Source organism: uncultured Flavobacterium sp. (assembly GCF_951805225.1).
In the GTDB taxonomy this organism is placed as follows: Bacteria; Bacteroidota; Bacteroidia; order Flavobacteriales; family Flavobacteriaceae; genus Flavobacterium.
Genome location: NZ_OX638201.1, coordinates 3742068 through 3761671, shown reverse-complemented (window position 1 = coordinate 3761671; position 19604 = coordinate 3742068). Strand labels below are relative to the sequence as shown.

Sequence of the window (19604 nt, the reverse complement as noted above, 5' to 3'; positions counted from 1 at the left end):
TCAAAGTGTTATTTTTGCATGTTCTTTTCATAGATAGAAAAGCTAATTGAATAAATAAAATAAAATGCCAAGAGAACTTTTACTTCAGGTAACTCCAGAAATTGCTGCAAACGAATTATTGCTTAAAGACTATTTGTCTAAACAGATAAAAGTTTCTGCTAAGGAAATTCAGCATGTTTCTATTCTAAAACGATCAATTGATGCGCGTCAAAAAGCGATAAAAATCAATCTGAAAGTTATTATTTATCTGCAAGGAGAGCCTTTTCAGGAAACAAAAATTGAGCTACCTATATATAAGGACGTTTCATCTTCACAAGAAGTGATTGTTGTTGGCGCAGGTCCGGCTGGACTTTTTGCTGCTTTGCAATTAATCGAATTAGGCTTAAAGCCAATATTAATCGAACGTGGAAAAGATGTTCGTGGAAGACGACGTGATTTAAAGGCAATAAATGTTGATCATTTGGTTAATGAAGATTCTAATTACTGCTTTGGCGAAGGTGGAGCAGGAACTTATTCGGATGGAAAATTATATACACGTTCTAAAAAGCGTGGAGACGTAACCAGAATTCTGGAACTTTTAGTTGCTTTTGGAGCTTCTGAAGATATTTTGGTAGAAGCACATCCGCATATCGGAACTAATAAATTGCCAAAAATTATCGAAGATATCCGAAACAAAATTATCGAATTTGGAGGTCAGGTTTTGTTTGATACTAAAGTAACTGATATTTTGGTAAAGAATAATGAAGTCGAAGGAATTGTAACGCAAACTGGAGATAAGATTCTGGCTAATAAATTGATTTTAGCAACCGGACATTCGGCGCGTGATATTTTTGAATTATTAGATAAAAAGAAAATTTTTATAGAAGCAAAACCTTTTGCTTTAGGAGTTCGCGCAGAACATTCGCAACAATTAATAGATAGTATTCAATATAGCTGTGACTATCGTGGCGAACATTTGCCACCGGCGCCATATTCTATTGTTAAACAAGTAAACGGACGCGGAATGTATTCATTTTGTATGTGTCCGGGTGGTGTAATTGCGCCTTGTGCGACAAGTCCGGGCGAAGTAGTTACAAACGGTTGGTCGCCATCTAAGCGTGATCAGGTTACGGCAAATTCGGGAATTGTAATTGAGTTGAAATTGGAAGATTTTAAACCTTTTGCAAAATTTGGAGCTTTGGCAGGAATGGAATTCCAAAAAAGTATCGAACAAAAAGCGTGGCATTTGGCTGGAGAAACTCAAAAAGTTCCAGCACAACGAATGGTTGATTTTACTCAAAATAAAGTTTCGGCAGATATTCCTAAAACTTCTTATGTTCCCGGAACTACTTCTGTAGAAATGGGACAGGTTTTTCCTGGTTTCTTATCGCAAATTCTACGTGAAGGATTTAAAGAATTCGGAAAATCTATGCGTGGTTATTTGACCAATGAAGCAATTTTGCATGCTCCGGAAAGTAGAACTTCATCTCCGGTTCGTATTCCAAGAGATCCAATAACTTATGAGCATTTGCAAATAAAAGGTTTGTATCCTTGCGGAGAAGGAGCGGGTTATGCGGGAGGAATTATTTCGGCAGCAATCGATGGCGAAAAATGCGCTTTGATGATTGCTGAAACTTTAAAATAGTATATTTTGATAAAAGACTTCTTCTCTAATTTTTTTGGCAGAAATAACGATCCTAAATCAATCATTTCTTTTGATGTTATTGATTCTATTTATAGTTCTTTATATAATGGAGAAAATAGATTAGAGATTAAATTGAAAGGGATTTATGATACGGTTTCAGTGAATTTGTATTCGTTTCCAAATTCATTTAATAATGAAGATGCGCAAAGCGAAATTAAGAAAGCAGGTTTTAAAAATGCTTATGAAGTCTTAAATGAAATCTATAAAAAGCTTAATATCGGAGCTGTTTCTGAAGAAGATATTCAGGCAGAATTAGAATTTGATTATATTCATGTTCAGTTTTACACAGAGCCGACTCCAGAAACGAAAAAGTATCTCAAACATGTTTTGCATAATTTTATCATTTTCTTTTGCTGTACAAATAGTTTAGAGACAAATGATTTTAGAATGATTTATAACAATAGTTATTTTCTGGATTATACAAAAGGAATATTAGATGCTGAATTTATTGATATAAATGATCCGAAAAACGACACTCAGAAAATAGGTTTTAAAGAATTCGGAAGAGTTTTGCAGGGAATTTGTCAATACTTAGAAATAGAATTACCGGAAAGTATAGAACTTCCTTCTCAAGAAAATTTATTACCGGAAGATGTTGAGATTACTCAGGAAACTTTTGAGGAATTTATTAGGTTGGTTTCAAGAGGAAATGTCGAAGAAAAGTTGCTTCAGAAGCAATCTAAAAAGCTTTTTAAGAATTTTGAAAAAGAATCAAAAGCGTATCACAAAATCGTTGAAAATCATTGGAGTTTTTTTGAAAGTATAGATTGCTGGAATAGTGATTGGAAATTCGATCCTGAAGATGCAGAATATTTCATTTCGGAAATGATTGGTGAAGATCTTAATTTCGAATATCCGGAAGAAACCTATAGTCATGATTTGTTTCCTTATATTCAATCGGCTTTAGAGAAACGTGATCTCGAATTAATGACTTACGATACGCACGGAGATAATTATTTGTTTTTTGTGGCGAATAAAAATGATGTTGGTCGAATTTTAGAATTATCTGAATTGACTAAGATTGAAATTAATCAGTTGTAAATTGGGTTGAGTTTTAGGGAAAGAAAGTACGCGGATAAAACGGATTCGCTATGCGAAAACGCAGATAAAAACGGATTTTTTTATGCTCATTTTATGTCATTTCGACGAAGGAGAAATCATACTAGAAACTCTATAAAGAAATTTGCCAATCTTTGTCGCGAATCCCGAGTGTGATTTCTCCTCTGTCCAAATGACAAGATTACTTGGTAAACTGAGACTGAAAACTGAAAACTATTTACGCGTGAGGGATAGAGCTAATCCGCCGCGGCGGAAGTGAAAGTCCGACATCAATAAAAAAAGGGGCGACTAAGCGATTGCATAGTCAGCCCCTTTTTTTATTGGTGGCACGCCCAGATTATTACTTACGGAATCAAAATTATTTTTCCTGTGCTTTTTCGGCTTTCAAGATAATCGTGCGCTAGTTTTCCTTCTGATAATTTGAAAGAAGTTGGTGTTGAAAGTGTAATTTTTCCTTCGATAATCCAAGAGAATAATTGATTGGCTCTTTTGATTCTTTCTTCTTTCGAATTCAAATAACTCCATAAATCTCCTCCGGTTAATGTTTTTGAAGTGTCCATTAACATTCTTGGATTTACAGGTTCAGGATCGCCGCCCGCCATTCCGAAGAAAACAACTTGTCCGCATTCTTTTGTGACTTCAAAACTTTCTGTTAATGTGCTTCCGATGCTGTCGTAAACTACATCGACACCTTTTGGAATCGTTTTAAAAATATCTGATTTCCAATCTTCATTATATAGAAAAACGTGATCTGCGCCTTGTTCAAGTGCAACTTTTGCTTTGTCTGAAGAAGAGGTTAAACCAATAACAGTCGCTCCCAAAAGTTTACTGATTTGTGTTAGAAACTGACCAACTCCGCCAGCAACGGCATGAATTAAAACGGTTTCGCCTTTTTGTGTTTTATGACTATCTGTTGCTAAATAATGTGCGGTTAAACCTTGTAGTAAAATAGAAGCAGCAGTTTCAAAAGAAATAGCTTCGGGCAAAGGAAGAACATGATTTGTATTAACGGCAACAAACTCAGCGTTTGCAAATGGAACATCGGCGAAAGCTACGCGATCTCCAATTTTATATTCGGGATGATTATTAGCATCAACAACAATTCCGGCACCTTCGTAACCTGCAATAAAAGGTGGATTTCCTTTTAAATGATAGTTTCCTTTTCGTCTGTAAACATCGGCAAAATTTAATCCGATGGCTTTCATTTCGACTAGAATTTCATCTTTTTTTAATTGCGGATTCGGAATTTCGATATATTCCAAAACATCAGAATCTCCGAAAGAGGAGAAGGTAAGTGCTTTCATTTTTAATGTGTTTAAGAATACAAAGTACGGTAAAAATCCGTTGTCTTTTTTAAACACATAGAAACATAGATTTTTCTTTATAGGTTAAAACAATATAAAAGAAATACATTTCTTTTACATAGTTAGTCCCGAAGCTTCGGGCAATGTTGTTAAGTTAAGTGGAAATCTACAAAATCACTTAACTTTAATCAAGAAAGTAATTAGAAAAATCCGTTTTTATCAGCGTTTTCGCTTTAGCGAATCAGTAAAATCAGTGTCTAATTTTGACGCGGATAAAACAGATTTACTTCGTAAAACGCAGATAAAAACGGATTTTATTTTCTAAGTTTCTATGTGTTTAGTAAATAAGATTTCAAGGTTGTACTATATCTTAGGTAATTTTATTTCGTTTAATACGCTTTTTTGAGCCGCAAGTTTTTCGATATCTTGCCATTTTCTTGGAGATTCGGCAGATAAATTTTCATATGAATCTTTTTTGATTGCAATGTCATCTTCGATACGAACACCAATATTCCACCATTTTTTATCGCATTTACTATTTGCAGGAATGTAAATTCCAGGTTCAACGGTGATAATCATATTTTCTTTAAGACCACTTTTTGGACCGCTATAATTTCCTTTGTCATGAACATCTAAGCCGAGAAAGTGAGAACAACCGTGCGGATAATAAAGTTTTACGTCTTTTGGATCTGTGATGATTCCTAATTTTATTAAACCATTTGCCAGAACATCTTTTGCTGTATTATTTAGATCTGCAAGAGGCGTTCCTTCTTTACAGATTTTGAAAACGGCTTCCTGAGCATCATAAACTAATTGGTAAATGGCTTTTTGTTCTTCGGTGAATTTTCCGTTTGCGGGAATTGTTCTGGTAACATCCGCGGAATAACCGTGATATTCAGATCCAACGTCCATTAATAGTAATTGATTGTCAATTTTTGTGCTGTTGTTTTCTCCATAATGTAAAATACATCCGTTTGCTCCGGCACCAACAATTGGTGGATAACCTTCGCCTTCGGCACCATATCTGCGGTGAATATAAGCGTGAATTCCGTCAGCTTCATTTTCGCTCATATTTGGACCAACGGCTTTCATAACTTCGTTGTGTGCAATGCAGGAAAGTTTAACGGTTTTACGCATTAATTCCATTTCCTCAGGAGTTTTGATTTCTCTAAGCGTAGATGTAATTGATCTGAAAAGTTCTAAAGAAGCATCATCTTCTTTTGTGATTCCGGCTTTAGTCTTGAAGGTTTGCAATAATCCAAAAAGGTCAAAACCTGATGTATTATTTCTAATATCTACAGGGATATTGTCATAAATTATTTTATCGAATTTTTTTAAATCAATCGCGAAATCCTTAAAATCTTTTCCGTTGTAAACGGTGGAAATTCCCAATTGAGATTTTACGCCATCAACACCAAGTCGTCTTCCTGTCCACATTTCTCTTCCGGCATTTCTTTCTCTTATAAAAAATACTTCATTATAGGTTTGATCAGTTCCTTGAGTTTCTTTGAAAATTAACAAAACAGCATCTGGTTCTTTGTATCCGGTTAAGTAATATAAATCAGGATTTTGATGAAAGTTGTAATTAATATCTTTTGAGAAAACTCTTTCGGGATAAGAAAAAATTACCGCTACAGAATTGGCAGGCATAAGATTTCTGAAAGCTTCTCTTCGGCCTTTGTGAAATTCTTTTGAAAGATAATCTGTTGGCAGATTTTCCTGTGAATGAATTTGATTAACAGTAATTAAGAAAACAAAGAATAGGAATAATTGTTTCATTTGGTGGTTTTTAGTTTTGGTTTTTGATTGATTTGTTGTCGCAAAATACAAAAAATATGAATTGATTTCTGAAAAAGAGTTCGCCACGAATTTCACGAATTGGCACTAATTTTTATATTCTGAACGTAAAAATATAATTCGTGCCAATTCGTGAAATTCGTGGCAAAAAAAAACATAAAAAAACCGTCCATAAAATGGACGGCAACTATTATTAACCAGATAAAGTATTTTTATTTCTTTTTTAATTTGTCTTTAAAAACCTTTTCGAATTTCTCGATTTTAGGCTGAATTACCATTTTGCAATACGGCTGGTTTTTATTGTTTGCATAATAATTCTGATGATAATCTTCGGCTTTATAGAAAGCTTTAAAAGGTTCTATTTTTGTCACAATCGGACTATCGTAAACTTTTGCTTTGTTAAGATCCGCGATAATACTTTGCGCTGCTTTTTTCTGTTCTTCATTTTTATAAAAAATCACAGAACGATATTGTGTTCCAACATCTGCGCCTTGTCGGTTTAAAGTTGTTGGATCGTGAACGGTGAAGAAAACTTTAAAGATTTCGTTTATATCGGTTACGTTTTTGTCAAAGGTAATTTGTACGACTTCGGCATGACCGGTTGTTCCCGTGCAAACTTCTTCATAAGTTGGGTTGGCTACTTTTCCTCCTGAGAATCCCGAAACAACAGATTTTACTCCGTCGAGATTTTCGTAAACAGCTTCTACGCACCAATAACATCCTCCGCCAAGAGTAATCGTTTCAAGGTTTGAGGCTTTTTTATTTTGCGCAAATCCGTGTAAGGATAAGGCAAAAAGGCAAATCAATATGGTATTTTTCATGTCTTTATTATTTGTTATCAGGAATAAAATCTAATGCAATCGAATTCATGCAATAACGTTTTCCGGTTGGAGCAGGTCCGTCATCAAATAAATGCCCTAAATGCCCGCCACAACGACCACAAAGCGCTTCGATTCTTTCCATTCCCAGAGAATTATCATTTTTGTAAACCACGCTGTTTTTGTTGTCTTGTTCAAAAAAGCTTGGCCATCCGCAGCTGCTTGCAAACTTGGCGCCGGATCTAAAAAGTAAATTTCCGCAGGAAGCGCAATAGTAAGTTCCTTTTTCATCCGTTTTCCAATATTTTCCTGTAAAAGGTCTTTCGGTATCTGCTTCACGCATTACGGCGTACACATCATCCGGAAGTACTTTTTTCCATTCGGCATTACTCACATTTAGTTTCGTGGTATCTGTATTCGAATAATAAGGATTTCCAGGTTTAGAGATTTTGTTTTCCATGACCACTGTTTTTGTATTTTGTTTTTTTGCGCTTTGTCCACATGCTTGTAGAATAAAAAGCGGAATTAAAAAGCAAAGGCTAAAGATTTGAGTTTTTGTTTTCATTGTTTTGAGTGCTTTAATTCTGTATTTCAAAGATACGACGAGATTTTACCTCGAAATGTCGTGTACTTTACAATTCAGATTTATTTAAGTATGTTTTAACTTTTTATTATTTACGAAAAATAACAAGTTGCAGTTTTTATGTCTTATTTTTAAAGGTTTTTAAGAAGGTGAGTAGTTGCAAACAATTGTAAATCAGTTTTGTATAAAATGCAATGCTCGTTAAACTTTTCACAATCTTTTCTAGGATTTTCAAGCCATTTCTTTTTTCGTATTTTTGTTTGTACAAAACGCCCTAATGATAGAAGAAAACGTAATACTAGTTAATCAAAATGATGAGCAAATTGGCTTAATGCCAAAATTAGAAGCACATGAAAAAGCACTATTACATCGCGCTTTTTCGGTTTTTATTTTAAATAGTAAAAACGAGATTATGCTACAGCAGCGTGCCCATCAAAAATACCACTCACCTTTACTCTGGACAAATACTTGCTGTAGTCATCAGCGTGAAGGCGAAACGAATATTGAAGCAGGAAGCAGACGATTGTTTGAAGAAATGGGTTTTAAAACAGAATTGAAAGAACTATTTCATTTTATTTACAAAGCTCCTTTTGATAATGGTCTTACAGAACATGAATTAGATCATGTTATGATTGGATATTATAATGAGAATCCAGATATAAACTTCGAAGAAGTCGAAGCCTGGAAATGGATGAAGATTGAAGATGTAAAAAGTGATATTGAAAAACAGCCCGAGATTTATACCGTTTGGTTCAAAATAATTTTTGATGAATTTTATCATTATTTAGAAGACCATAAAATATAAAACCATAACAACCAAAAACCTAAATGAAAGTAACCATATCAAGAAAAGCACATTTTAATGCTGCACATCGATTGCATAGAAAAGACTGGACATTTGAAAAAAATAATGCCGTTTTTGGAAAATGTAACAATCCTAATTTTCATGGTCATAATTATGGTTTAACAGTAAGTGTTACAGGAAAAATTGACCCAGAAACTGGTTTTGTTTTAGATGTGAAAGTATTAGCGGATATTATACTCGAAGAAGTGGAAATACCGTTTGATCACAAAAATCTGAATCTGGATGTTCCGGAATTTCAGGATTTGAATCCAACTGCAGAGAATATCGCAGTTGTGATATGGAATAAAATTAGAAAAAGAATTCAGCCCGATTTTGACTTAGAAATCGTTTTGAATGAAACGGACCGCAATTTTGTAACTTATAAAGGAGAATAATAAATGTCATTAAAAATAGGAGATATAGTTCCGAATTTTACTGCAAAAGATAGTCATGGTGAAGTTTTTGAAAGCCAAAGTGTTTTGGGACGAAAACCACTCGTGATTTATTTTTACCCAAAAGATAATACGCCTGGTTGTACTACCGAAGCTTGTAGTTTTAGAGATCAATACGAAGATTTCAAAGACTTGGGAGCTGAGGTTATTGGTATAAGCAGTGATAGTATAAAATCACATCAAAAATTTGCCAAAAAACATCAATTGCCTTTTATACTGTTATCAGATCAGGATAAAAGATTACGACACCTTTTTGGCGTTCGTGACACTTTATTTGGCCTTGTGCCAGGAAGAGTAACATATGTTATTGATCGAAATGGCGTTGTTATTTTGATTTTTGATAGTATGAATGCTGCAAAACACATCCCGAAAGCACTTGAGACTATTAAAGAATTAGTATCGTAAAACTAAAAAATAGTATTACATCAGTGTTTAATTAATAATGATATTAGCCAAACAAATATATTTATGAAGCCAAAATTATATCCATTACAATTTGAACCAATTCTGAAAGAAAGAATTTGGGGAGGAGAAAAACTAAAAACAGTCCTTAATAAACCTATCGTTTCTAAAATTACTGGCGAAAGCTGGGAATTGTCTACCGTAGAAGGCGATGTAAGTGTTATTGCTAATGGAACTTTGAAAGGAAAATCATTAATGGATCTTATTGATGAAACGCCAAGCGAAATTCTGGGAACAGAAGTTTATAAGCGTTTTGGAAAACAGTTTCCGTTACTTTTTAAATATCTGGATGCTCGCGAAGATCTTTCGATACAAGTTCATCCAAATGATAAATTAGCAAAAGAACGTCACAATTCTTTTGGTAAAACCGAAATGTGGTACGTTCTGCAAGCTGATACTGATGCAAGAATTATTGTTGGTTTTAAAGAAGATTCAAGTAAAGAAGAATATTTAGAACATTTACACAATAATACATTGGTTTCTATTTTAGATACTGTGAAAGCAAAAGTTGGTGATGTTTTCTTTTTAGAAACCGGAACTGTTCATGCTATTGGCGCCGGACTTGTGGTTGCTGAAATTCAGCAAACCTCTGATATTACGTATCGTTTATACGATTTTGATCGCGTTGATGCTAATGGAAATAAAAGAGAACTTCATGTAGATTTAGCGCTTGATGCTATAAACTATAATAAGGTTGATACACAAAAAAAATACGAGACAAAAGCAGATACTTCAAATGTAGTTGTTGATTGTCCTTATTTTACCACCAATTTTATTCCGTTGCAAGATAAAATAGAGGTTTCTAAATCCGGAGCGACTTTTACCGTTTATATGTGTATCGAAGGAAGTTTTGAAATCGAATATGATGGTTTTAAAGATGTATATCAAAAAGGAGATACCGTTTTAGTTCCTGCTGAGATAAATGCATTTTTCTTAAGCGGAAATGCTTCAATTTTAGAAATTTACATTTCATAGCACTTAATAAAAAGATTATGTGTACTTTTGCAGTCGCAAATTAAAATAAAAATAAAAATGGCAAACGTTAAAAATTTAAAGAAAGACATCAACTTCGTATTAGGAGATATTATTGAGGCAATTTACTTATTTGAAATGTCTACAACAGGAAATCCTACTCCAGAAACGAATGCTTTGATCGATCAGGCTATTGCAGCTTTTGATACTTTGATCACTAAAGTGAATGCTAAGAACGTTGAAAACAAAAAAGCACACTTCAAACAAATCAATGTTGAATTGGAAGAAACTGCTAATCAATTGATTGCTAAAATCAACGAATTGTAAGCAAAAAAAAGTATAAAAAAGTGCAAATTTATTTTGGTAAAACGAAAAACCGCTTTATATTTGCACCCGTAATGAGTCGCCAGCGTAGCTCAGTTGGCTAGAGCAGCTGATTTGTAATCAGCAGGTCGTGGGTTCGAGTCCCTCCGCCGGCTCAACAAAACCATCACTTTAAGTGGTGGTTTTTTAATAAAATAAGCAGTAAATTTATTTTGGAAATTACAAAAATCCATTTTATATTTGCACCCGTAATGAGTCGCCAGCGTAGCTCAGTTGGCTAGAGCAGCTGATTTGTAATCAGCAGGTCGTGGGTTCGAGTCCCTCCGCCGGCTCAACGGAAAACCATCACTTTTTAGTGGTGGTTTTTTTTTGCTTTATACTTAAAGTAAATCACATATCTTGGTGCAGAATCTTTTAAAACCTATCAGGTTTTTCATTTCGAGGAACGAGAAATCTTCGTAAGTAACTCCGCAACGGGATTCCAATCTTTGTCGAGCTTCTTGTGAAGATTTACTTCGTCTGTTGGTTATGACTCGGGTCGCCTCCGTCGAAATGAGAACTTTGTGTTTTTTACAGCTACTATTAGATAAGAATCTTAGCGTACTTTGCGGTTAGATTCATCCTTAGTTTTTATAACTCCACAGGTTTTTGTATTGATCGAGTGAATACCATAATATTTTTCTTATGTTTGTTGCTTAACCAAAAAAATAATAATAAACATGGAAGAAACTTCTGTATTTGAAAAATTTGAATTGCAGCTAAACGAAACTGCAAAAGACTTTTTGAAAGAAACCGCAAAATGGGCCAACTTTTTATCGATTTTAGGCTTTGTTGGAATTGGACTTATGCTAATATTTGCTGTTTTTGCAGGAAGCATTTTTTCGGCAATGGGAAATACTATGCCTGGAATGGGAGGAATGGGAGGTTCTTTTGGAATAATAATGGCAGTTGTATATGTTGTTATAGCGGTAATTTACTTTTTCCCGGTTTATTATCTAAATAAGTTTGCAGTAAATGCCAAAAGAGCTTTTAGAGATAATGATTCAGAAGCATTGACGAATTCTTTTGGATATCTAAAATCACACTATAAATTTATTGGTATTTTGACAATTGCTATCTTAGTATTGTACGGACTTATAATTGTATTTGCAATTCTTGGCGCTGTATTGAGAGGTTGAATTATTTTCAATATTTATATAATAAAAGAGGTTGTCTTAAAAGGCAGCCTCTTTTTGTGTAAATGCGATTTTTGTTTTGTTTTTCATTTGTGATAAACTTTATGCAAAATCAAAAAGCTTATCGTGACGAAATCTTTGTCAAAGTTTTAAACTTTGACAAAGATAAAACGCCAGAAACTCGACAAAGAAAATCGCTAATCTTTGTCGAGCTTCTCGTAGAGATTTACTTCGTCTGTTCGCTATCGCTCGGGTCTCCTTCGCCGAAATGACAAGATTATATATGTTTCATTTATAGAGAAAATCTTAAAAGGAAAATAAGCTTAAAATAATCTATATAAAAAAAGTCCTGAATATATATTCAGGACTTTTTTTATGCTTTTCGAAAATCTATTTTTGCTGTTGTTTTTTAATTTCAGCAACATATTTTGTTAGCTTTTTTCCGTAAAGTGATTGAGCTACTTTTGGAGTCATTGATTTTTGAATCGTATCAAGGAATTTGATATTGATATCATAAATCTCAGCTAATGCAATATAAGGTGCGATTTCGTGATCTTTGTTGTTGATCGCAAAGTTTGTAGCGTATAGATATTTTCTTTTGATATTTGAAGATTGTTTTGCATCAATACTATCAATTGCTTTTTGATCTTTTCTTTTGATAGCTTTAAATCTTGGTTCAACCAAAGAAAGATTCTCTTCGATAAAACGAGAATTTATTTTTTGATACTGATCGTATAATTCCTGATTTTTAGATCCTGTGATTTTTGCACTGTAAATAAAATTATCAAGATTAGTATCAATGTTGATGTTTCCTGGTTCTGCAAAAAACAAAATGTTATTGTCTAATGAATTAGTTACTCCGCGATCAAGGAATAAATACAACATTTCTGGAGATTCTAATTTTATATCACTTTCAAAAGCTGAGTTTCCGTCGATTTTGATGCTGTCAATAGCAACAAGCGAAGTATCAACAATTCTTTGAATATATAAAGTTCCTTTTTTTAATCCTTTTATATTTCCTGTAATATGTAAGTTGTCTGTAGATTCTTTTTTGCTACAAGATGCTAATACAGCGAGAGTAACAAAGGCAATAATTGATTTTTTCATTGGTTTTTTAGATTTGGCTGCAAAATAAAGAAAATAGTTTGAATGTATAGATGTAGTTGTTAAATTTTGCTAAAAAATAAATCCCAATCTTGAAATAGATTGGGATTCTTATAATTTATGGAAGAAAATTCTTTTACATTCCTAAAGTAAATACAGTTCCGTTTTCATGAGTGTAAGTATATACACTATCACATTCATTGTTTCCGAAATCAATAACTCCGTTTAAGGCGCCTCCCTGAACTTTTAGTTTTCCTTTAGAAACAAACAAACAAGAATATTTTTTTACCAATGATTCTCCAACCGTTAAGGTTAATGTTCCTCCTTTTTCAGTACCAACTACGTGAGTTCCTTCAGTAATTTCGTAAACATTATCATCTAATACAAAAGGAGTGTCAACGCCTGCAGTTTGTTTTACAGTGTGCAAACCTGAAGTTGTAAATACATGTCCTTGTGAATCAGTCAATTTTCCGTTGGTTACTTTTCTCGTCCATTGTGGTACAGTTGGAGTCGTTGTAGTATTTGTGTATTCAATAGTTCCTTCTAGTTTTAATGCATTGATTGAATAATCGATTCTCTCAATTGTCATTTTGCTTCCAGTTGTAGCTATTGGTCCAGTAAGTGTAATTTTTAATTTTCCTTTTCTTGTAAGTTGATTGTTTGTACATCCTGTAGATCCATAATCTAGAGTATATACTCTTGGATAAGTGTCTGTTGCTGGTGATACTGTAATTGTAGCGCAAATTCCTGTTACCGGAGTTTCAGTTGATTTTGCTGTCGAAGGATTTGGTTTTGTTACAAGTAATCCCGTTGTAACGTCCATGTCGTTTGCGGCGTCAATTGCAACAGATGCTCCAATTGCGGTTACATCAGTTTGCTCAACAACGCTGTCATTGTTAGAACAAGAAACATAAGTTAGTGCTGTTGCGGTAACAGCCAGAAATAAAAAGATCTTTTTTTTCATAATGGTTTTTGTTTAAGTTAGATAAAAGGCATTCAAATGTAATAAAAAAAATGAATTGCAATAAAAAAATCCTATAAGCTAGACTTACAGGATTTTATAAACGTTATTTTATGGAATAATGTTTTATAGTTGATTCATTTTTTAAACTGTTTTGTAATACTCACTTTTGGCTCTTCTGATGTCTTTGTATTTTTCCCAATCAAATTTGGTTAAAAATTCTGCTGCTTTTTGGGCTCCGCGAATAAAGAGATCAATTTTTGCGTCTTCGGTCAAATTGAAGTTTAGCCAATTGTGGCTTCCGGTATCAATATATCCAATGAGGTTTTTGAAATCAGGATTCTTTCTCAAAAATTCTGAGTCGTAACCATATCTTGCTGTATCAAACATGGAACTTATGACATTGGTTATTTTTTCGTTTTTATTGATTTCGTTTTTATCATATCCCAGTTTAATTCCAAAAGTAGGAGAGGCAGGAACGGTGAGATTTTCGTGGAAAATATCAATTGGGAAATTCGAAATTATTCCTCCATCCATAAACATAATTTCAGACGGAACGGAAGTTCTCAAACATGTAGCTTCGTTCCATTTGTTCCAGGCATCAATTCCTCCGGGAATATTCTGAATTTTAAAAGGCGTGAAGAAAAGCGGAATCGACATTGAAGCCCGAACAAAATCGGCGGGATTCTGAACATCTGGATTTGAATAAAATAAATCGATCATTTTTGGAAATACAATCTTGCTTTCAGTTGTAATGTCTGCTGCAATTATTGCCATTTCGCTCCAATGATCAGGTCGGTTGTAGATTTCTTTGTCGCCTTGGTTTTTCTGATTTATTCTGAACAATTGATTGTCATCCGAAACTCCTTTTAATCTTAAAGCTTTAAGATCGGCATAATTTTTTATTCCTTTTTGTGAAAGAAGATTTGACATCCATTGATGAAAATTTTTACCGGGATTTAATCCAAGATCATCTTTGAAATTATCAACGACTTGACTTCCTTTTAAAATTAATTTCAGATTACTGGAATCGCTTAATAATGCGTCGATAAATTCGCGTGCATCATGATCTCCGTCTACAAAATCATATAAGTTTTTATTGCAAAGACAATCTAATATCCATTCTGATTTTTGAATGTCGCAAGTTCCTGCCGCGGCCATTAGCATCGTATTAATACTTCCGGCTGAAGTTCCGGCAAGACTTAGAAAACGAATTCCTACTTGTTCAAGAACATAAACATAGCCAACCAAAGCAATACCTAATACGCCGCCGCCTTCTTGTACTAGATCTACATATTGGCAATTATTATTGTCTATAATATCTGAGAATTTTTTATTCTTTATTTCTTCTTTTAATTCTTTTAGAATGGTTAAGACTTCTCCGTTTTCAGTAAATTTTCTTTTGTCCATGATTTCGAGAATTAAATATTGATTTTCAGTGAGTTGTGTTTGTGGGACAATAAAATTATAGAAATCATTCTTCTCAGGAAAGGGGAGAAATACCCTTTTTTAAACGTAATTTATTGATGTTGAATGTGTTAAAATAAAGCGTAAAAAAACCTGCAAGTATAACTTGCAGGTTTTCGGGATAGATTTTTGTAAAATCTTATTTAATCATTTCGAAACTTCTTTTTACAAAAGCAGTTAAAGCTTCTCCTTTTAATAGGTTTTGCGATAATTTAGCTAAGTCTAAAGCTTGTTTTACCAAATGTTCCTGATGTGTTTTGTCTTCAGTATTCAAGATACTTGTTGCTAAATCAGAATTTGTGTTTACAACCAAATTGTACATTTCCGGCATATTTCCCATTCCGAACATTCCGCCACCACCAGACTGACTCATTTCTTTCATTCTACGCATAAATTCTGGTTGCGTGATAATGAATGGAGCAGCTTGACTATCCATAGCTTCCAATTGTACAGAATATGCTTTTGGAATATAAGCTTCTAATGAAGTTTTAAGTGTTTCTTTTTCTTCATCAGATAACTTAGAAATAGTGTTTTCGTCTTTCTTGATTAAATTATCAATATGATCAGAATCCACACGTACAAAAGTTACGTCCTTATTATCTCCTTCAATTTTTTGAATCAAATGCGAAATAATTGGAGAATCCAAAAGTAAAACTTCGTATCCTTTTTCTTTTGCTGTTTCAATATAAGAGTGTTGAGCATCTTTGTTTCCAGCATAAAGAACAACTAGTTTTCCGTCTTTATCAGTTTGATTTTCTTTTAAGTTCTCTTTTAATTCTTCAAGAGTAAAATATTTATCATCAACTGTTGGATATAAAACAAACGCACCAGCTTTTTCGTAGAATTTATCTTCAGAAAGCATTCCGTATTCTAAAACGATTTTAATATCGTTCCATTTTGCTTCAAAATCAGCACGGTTTTCGTTGAATAAAGCTTTTAGTTTATCAGCAACTTTACGAGTGATATAGTTCGAAATTTTCTTAACTGCACCATCTGCTTGTAAACCAGAACGAGAAACGTTTAATGGAATATCCGGAGAATCAATAACTCCTTTTAACATTGTCAAAAATTCAGGTACAATTCCTTCTACATTATCAGTAACGTAAACTTGGTTTTGGTACAATTGAATTTTATCTTTTTGAATTTGCATATCCGAACCTAACTTAGGGAAATATAAAATTCCGGTTAAGTTAAAAGGATAATCTACATTTAAATGAATGTTGAATAACGGATCTTCAAATTGCATTGGATACAATTCTCTGTAGAAGTTTTTGTAATCTTCATCAGATAATTCACTTGGTTGTTTTGTCCATGCTGGATTTGGATTATTGATGATGTTATCAACTTCAACTGTTTCGTTGATATAATCTTCAGGAGCATCTTCCGGTTTTGGAAGTGTTTCTGTTCTTGATCCAAATTTAATTGGAATAGGCATAAACTTGTTATACTTATTCAATAATCCGCTGATTTTAGAATCTTCTAAAAATTCAAGAGAATCCTCAGCGATATGTAAGATGATTTCTGTACCACGTGAAGTTTTGTCAGCCGGTTCTAAAGTAAATTCAGGGCTTCCGTCACATGTCCAGTGTGCTGCAGGTTCGTCTTTGTATGATTTTGTAATGATTTCTACTTTCTCTGCAACCATAAATGCAGAATAAAAACCAAGACCAAAATGACCAATAATTCCAGAATCTTTTGCAGAATCTTTGTATTTGTCCAGGAATTCTTCAGCTCCTGAAAAAGCAACCTGATTGATGTATTTTTCAACTTCATCAGCTGTCATTCCTAAACCTTGGTCAATGATGTGGATTTTCTTTCCTTCCTTGTCAACTTTGATTTCGATTACCGGATTTCCGTATTCTACTTTAGCTTCGCCAATACTAATTAGGTGTTTTAATTTTAAAGTAGCGTCTGTTCCGTTCGAAACCAGCTCACGTAAAAAGATTTCGTGATCGCTGTACAAGAACTTTTTGATTAAGGGAAAGATGTTTTCTACCGAAACATTAATTTTACCTGTTGTCATATTTATTTTTATTTTTTAGTTTAATGTGATGATACTCATTTCTTCAAATAGAATACCAATTGTTTTTTGGGTGACAAAATGGCGTAAGTGTTAATTTTGAAAGAAAATAATCAGATTTTGGAACTCAAGATATTCCTATGAATTGTATCTTTGTACTATAATAATTGTTAAACGTGTCAGTATTAACTTAAAAAAAATGTACAAAATGAAGAAAGTTATTTTCATTTGCTTGATCGCCACGATGTTCTTCGCGTGCAAATCAGCTTCGTCTACAACAGCTTCTACAGAAGCACCTACACTATCGACTAAACTTGACAGACCTACTCAAGTAGCACTTAAAGGAAATTGGGTACTTACAAATGTATCTTATCCAGGTTCAGACTATATCAAAGTAAATTCGTTTGATCTTGCAGATTCTAAATGTTTTATTGGAAGTACATGGAACTTTATTTCGAATAATAATAAAGGTACTATGGCTCTAAATGCGCCAAGTTGTACAGCTTTTACTTCTCCAATCGTTTGGAGTATCAACAATCAGGGACTTTTTGTACTTAAGATTGTAGATCCGGGATTAAAATCTAAAAATGTTAAATCAGGATATTTACTTAAAGTAGCCGGATTAACTGATAACTCGTTCCAATTAATCGACAATATCAATGTTGGCGGACAAGTTAAGGATGTAACTTACCAATTTCAAAGAGCTAATTAATATAAAAAGATAAAAATATGAGAAAGATAACCGTTTTAAGCCTAAGTAGTTTATTTGTATTAGCAAGCTTTTTTACAAGTTGTGATTCAGTAAAAAATGCAAATAACACACAAAAAGGTGCTGGAATTGGAGTAGTTGCCGGTGGTATTATTGGTGGTATTTTAGGAAATAATTTAGGTCACGGAGGTAATGCTGCTTTAGGTGCTGCAATTGGTGCTGCCGTTGGTGGTGGAACCGGAGCACTTATTGGAAACAAAATGGATAAACAAGCCCGTGAAATTGATCAGGCTTTACCAGGAGCTGATGTTGAAAGAGTTGGGGAAGGAATTCACTTAACTTTGAATGAAAACTCTGTTCGTTTTGATACTAACAAATCGACTTTGACATCTCAGGCAAAAGCTAACTTAGATAAATTGATTCCTGTATTTACAGAATACGGAGATACAGATATTCAAATTTTTGGTTATACAGATAATACTGGAAAACCAGAATATAACTTAACACTTTCAGGACAAAGAGCTGCATCTGTGCAAGCTTATTTAGTTTCAAAAGGATTAAAATCAAGCCGTTTCAAAACTTCTGGTTTAGGAATTGCTGATCCAATTGCAACAAATGATTCTCCTGAAGGAAGAGCGCAAAACCGTCGTGTAGAGTTTTCTATCACTGCAAATGACAAAATGGTAAATGATGCAAAAGCTCAAGCCGGAAAATAAGTTTCTGACGCAATAAAATTTCTTAAAAGCTGTTTCGTAATTGAAGCAGCTTTTTTTTGACTTTAGAAATTAAACATTGTAAATTTGGACTTTCAAATACAACCCATGCTCGACATTCAAAATATTTCTTTTTCGTACACCGAAAACCCTGTTATAAAAAACGTTTCTTTTACTGTAAATAAAGGCGACAATATTTCTATTATAGGTGAAAGTGGCTGCGGAAAAAGTACACTTCTTAAATTAATATACGGTTTATACGATCTCGACGAAGGCAAGATTTTTTATGATGGAAAACCTGTTTTAGGTCCAAAGTATAATTTAATTCCCGGAATGCCTTATATGAAATATTTGGCTCAGGATTTTGATTTGTCTCCTTTTGAAACTGTAGCCGAAAATGTTGGAAAGTTTCTTTCGAATGGTTTCGCAAACATGAAAAAACTTCGTGTTCAGGAATTGTTAGAAATGGTAGAAATGGAATCTTTCTCTAATGTAAAAGCAAAATTTTTAAGTGGAGGACAACAACAAAGAGTCGCTTTAGTGAGAGTTTTGGCCTTAGAGCCGGAAGTAATCTTATTGGACGAACCTTTTAGCCAAATCGATGCTTTTAGAAAAAATGCTTTACGCCGAAATTTATTCCGATACTTAAAACAAAAAGGAATTACCTGCATTATTGCAACGCACGATAGTACAGATGCTTTGTCATTTGCAGATGAAGCGATTGTAATGCGAAACGGAGAAATTATCGTTAAAGACAATCCGACAAAAATATACGAAGATCCGGAAACTAAATATGTAGCATCGCTTTTTGGAGAAGTAAATGAACTTCCAACGCATTTATTACTTCCATACGAAGATGAAAATCATAAAACTTTAGTTTATCCGCATCAATTTAAAATGGTTACAGAATCTAATTTACCGGTAAAAATTAGAAGAACTTATTTTAGAGGAAATCATTATTTGATTGAAACTGTTTATAAAAGACAATTGGTGTTTTTTGAAAGTGAAATCGATTTGCCTCTTGAACAGGAAATTTTCTTAGGTTTAAATTATTTGTAAATTAGAAAATGTGTCAATTTGATAATTAGATAATTCTTTTTTAACGTTATAAAACAAGAAACCCGATAGTCTAAAAACTATCGGGTTTCTTGTTTTT

Annotated in this window: 19 protein-coding genes and 2 tRNA genes; 13 read left to right on the top strand and 8 right to left on the bottom strand. The window is 33.4% G+C overall.

Features of this window, described 5'->3' with window-relative positions; translation table 11 throughout:
* The first annotated feature begins 64 nt into the window (after nt 1–64).
* Both WN975_RS15525 and WN975_RS15520 read left to right on the top strand, forming a co-directional pair.
* Nucleotides 65–1624 (top strand): FAD-dependent oxidoreductase, encoded by a 1560-nt coding sequence (locus WN975_RS15525; protein WP_337967324.1) that lies wholly within the window; start codon nt 65–67, stop codon nt 1622–1624.
* Between the two features lie 6 nt (nt 1625–1630).
* Nucleotides 1631–2725 carry a hypothetical protein gene (locus WN975_RS15520; RefSeq protein ID WP_337967323.1) on the top strand — a complete coding sequence of 365 codons (1095 nt, stop codon included), beginning with the start codon at nt 1631–1633 and terminating at the stop codon, nt 2723–2725.
* Between the two features lie 362 nt (nt 2726–3087).
* Here WN975_RS15520 and WN975_RS15515 read toward each other — a convergent pair whose 3' ends face one another.
* The 4 genes from WN975_RS15515 to msrB all read right to left on the bottom strand — a co-directional run bounded on the left by WN975_RS15515 (nt 3088) and on the right by msrB (nt 7227).
* Nucleotides 3088–4047 carry a quinone oxidoreductase gene (locus WN975_RS15515; protein WP_337967322.1) on the bottom strand — a complete coding sequence of 320 codons (960 nt, stop codon included), beginning with the start codon at nt 4045–4047 and terminating at the stop codon, nt 3088–3090.
* Nucleotides 4048–4410: 363 nt separating this feature from the next.
* On the bottom strand, nt 4411–5826 hold the full coding sequence (locus WN975_RS15510; protein ID WP_337967321.1) for an aminopeptidase P N-terminal domain-containing protein: 1416 nt from the start codon (nt 5824–5826) through the stop codon (nt 4411–4413).
* A gap of 230 nt (nt 5827–6056) precedes the next feature.
* Nucleotides 6057–6665, bottom strand: a complete 609-nt coding sequence (gene msrA / locus WN975_RS15505) for a peptide-methionine (S)-S-oxide reductase MsrA (RefSeq protein ID WP_337967320.1) — start codon at nt 6663–6665, stop codon at nt 6057–6059.
* Nucleotides 6666–6672: 7 nt separating this feature from the next.
* On the bottom strand, nt 6673–7227 hold the full coding sequence (gene msrB, locus WN975_RS15500; RefSeq protein WP_337967319.1) for a peptide-methionine (R)-S-oxide reductase MsrB: 555 nt from the start codon (nt 7225–7227) through the stop codon (nt 6673–6675).
* Nucleotides 7228–7522: 295 nt separating this feature from the next.
* Between msrB and idi the strand changes: the two genes are divergently transcribed.
* The 8 genes from idi (at nt 7523) to WN975_RS15460 (ending at nt 11477) form a co-directional block, all read left to right on the top strand.
* Entirely contained in the window at nt 7523–8050 is a 528-nt protein-coding gene (gene idi / locus WN975_RS15495) for an isopentenyl-diphosphate Delta-isomerase (protein ID WP_099709459.1), read from the top strand.
* A 23-nt stretch (nt 8051–8073) separates the two neighbouring features.
* On the top strand, nt 8074–8484 hold the full coding sequence (locus tag WN975_RS15490; RefSeq protein WP_065450939.1) for a 6-carboxytetrahydropterin synthase: 411 nt from the start codon (nt 8074–8076) through the stop codon (nt 8482–8484).
* Between the two features lie 3 nt (nt 8485–8487).
* Nucleotides 8488–8946, top strand: a complete 459-nt coding sequence (locus WN975_RS15485; RefSeq protein WP_099709458.1) for a peroxiredoxin — start codon at nt 8488–8490, stop codon at nt 8944–8946.
* A gap of 63 nt (nt 8947–9009) precedes the next feature.
* Complete coding sequence (locus WN975_RS15480; protein ID WP_337967318.1) at nt 9010–9978, top strand: mannose-6-phosphate isomerase; 969 nt, start codon at nt 9010–9012, stop codon at nt 9976–9978.
* Between the two features lie 57 nt (nt 9979–10035).
* On the top strand, nt 10036–10302 hold the full coding sequence (locus tag WN975_RS15475) for a hypothetical protein (protein ID WP_026982865.1): 267 nt from the start codon (nt 10036–10038) through the stop codon (nt 10300–10302).
* Nucleotides 10303–10380: 78 nt separating this feature from the next.
* Nucleotides 10381–10454, top strand: a tRNA-Thr gene (locus WN975_RS15470).
* Nucleotides 10455–10557: 103 nt separating this feature from the next.
* Nucleotides 10558–10631, top strand: a tRNA-Thr gene (locus WN975_RS15465).
* 387 nt (nt 10632–11018) lie between these two features.
* Complete coding sequence (locus WN975_RS15460; protein ID WP_337967317.1) at nt 11019–11477, top strand: DUF5362 family protein; 459 nt, start codon at nt 11019–11021, stop codon at nt 11475–11477.
* A gap of 387 nt (nt 11478–11864) precedes the next feature.
* On the opposite strand, the gene WN975_RS15455 is transcribed toward WN975_RS15460, so the two are convergent.
* From WN975_RS15455 to htpG, 4 genes are all read right to left on the bottom strand, one after another.
* Complete coding sequence (locus WN975_RS15455) at nt 11865–12581, bottom strand: DUF4369 domain-containing protein (RefSeq protein ID WP_337967316.1); 717 nt, start codon at nt 12579–12581, stop codon at nt 11865–11867.
* Nucleotides 12582–12714: 133 nt separating this feature from the next.
* Entirely contained in the window at nt 12715–13542 is an 828-nt protein-coding gene (locus tag WN975_RS15450) for a hypothetical protein (RefSeq protein ID WP_337967315.1), read from the bottom strand.
* A 141-nt stretch (nt 13543–13683) separates the two neighbouring features.
* On the bottom strand, nt 13684–14949 hold the full coding sequence (locus WN975_RS15445) for a patatin-like phospholipase family protein (RefSeq protein ID WP_337967314.1): 1266 nt from the start codon (nt 14947–14949) through the stop codon (nt 13684–13686).
* A gap of 196 nt (nt 14950–15145) precedes the next feature.
* On the bottom strand, nt 15146–17029 hold the full coding sequence (htpG, locus tag WN975_RS15440) for a molecular chaperone HtpG (RefSeq protein WP_337967313.1): 1884 nt from the start codon (nt 17027–17029) through the stop codon (nt 15146–15148).
* Between the two features lie 205 nt (nt 17030–17234).
* Between htpG and WN975_RS15435 the strand changes: the two genes are divergently transcribed.
* The 3 genes from WN975_RS15435 (at nt 17235) to WN975_RS15425 (ending at nt 19507) form a co-directional block, all read left to right on the top strand.
* Nucleotides 17235–17738: a lipocalin family protein gene (locus WN975_RS15435; protein WP_099712710.1), complete on the top strand. Its 504-nt coding sequence runs from the start codon at nt 17235–17237 to the stop codon at nt 17736–17738.
* Nucleotides 17739–17755: 17 nt separating this feature from the next.
* Nucleotides 17756–18451: an OmpA family protein gene (locus WN975_RS15430; protein ID WP_099709450.1), complete on the top strand. Its 696-nt coding sequence runs from the start codon at nt 17756–17758 to the stop codon at nt 18449–18451.
* A gap of 105 nt (nt 18452–18556) precedes the next feature.
* Entirely contained in the window at nt 18557–19507 is a 951-nt protein-coding gene (locus WN975_RS15425) for an ABC transporter ATP-binding protein (protein ID WP_337967312.1), read from the top strand.
* Nucleotides 19508–19604 lie beyond the last annotated feature (97 nt).